General features: G+C 41.5%; 1 protein-coding gene. It reads right to left on the reverse strand.

All coding sequences use genetic code 11. The features are described from left to right. Nucleotides 1-4: 4 nt before the first annotated feature. The coding region (locus ACN4EE_RS23575) for a calcium-binding protein (RefSeq protein ID WP_431708947.1) at nt 5-1153 on the reverse strand (1149 nt) is incomplete at its 5' end.

Raw genomic sequence — 1153 nt, forward strand, 5'->3', positions numbered from 1 at the left:
AATTTTAAATGACGACAATATCTGCATTAGTCATAGCTAATCCCGTATTTAAAGTGGCAATGCGTACCGCAGAGGTTGCACCGTTACCGTCCACATCGAAAAATAAACCACCGTTACTGGCATTATAGAAGAAACGATGATCAGGAGTAGTCGCTGATGAACCGATACGGAAGCGATTAGCAGATAACTCCCCTAACGGTAAACCACCACCAAAGCCACTACGACGAATTAAAATCGTGTCATCTACTACGTTAAAGTCGGTAATTCGATCGATCCCTTCAGAGGGGGAATTAAAGCGGAAAAAGTCATTACCAGAGCCTCCCGTAAGAGTATCATTACCTCCACCTCCGATAAGGGTATCGTTACCTCCTCCTCCATTTAAAACATCATTACCTTCTCCACCGTTAAGAATATCATTGCCCCCTCCACCGAGAAGGGTATCACTACCATCACCCCCATTAAGGCGATTGTTAGCACTATTTCCCGTGATGCGGTTATTTAAAGTATTACCCGTACCGTTAATATTACCAGTGCCACTTAAGGTTAAGTTTTCCACATGGTTAGGTAAAGTATAGGTAACAGTAGAGATAACAGTATCGACCCCCTCATTGAGTTTTTCGACTACTATGTCATTAGCATTATCCACATAATAAGTATCATCTCCCTTACCTCCTACCATTCTGTCAGCACCTGTGCCTCCGTTGAGGGTATCATTCCCGTTACCACCATTTAAGGTGTCGTTACCATCACCACTATTAAGGCGATTGTTACCACTATTACCCACAATGCGGTTATTTAAAGTATTACCCGTACCGTTAATATTACCTGTACCTTCTAAGATTAGATTTTCTACATGATTAGGTAAAGTATAGGTGATAGTAGAGATAACAGTATCAATTCCCTCATTGAGTTTTTCGACTACTATGTCATTGGCATTATCCACATAGTAGGTATCATCTCCCTTACCTCCTACCATTCTGTCCGCACCCGTGCCACCATTGAGAGTATCATTCCCATTACCACCATTTAAGGTGTCGTTACCATCACCCCCATTAAGGCGATTGTTACCACTATTACCCACAATGCGGTTATTTAAAGTATTACCCGTACCGTTAATATTACCTGTACCTTCTAAGATTAGATTTTCTACATG

Source organism: Geminocystis sp. CENA526, from assembly GCF_050753365.1.
GTDB lineage: Bacteria > Cyanobacteriota > Cyanobacteriia > Cyanobacteriales > Cyanobacteriaceae > Geminocystis.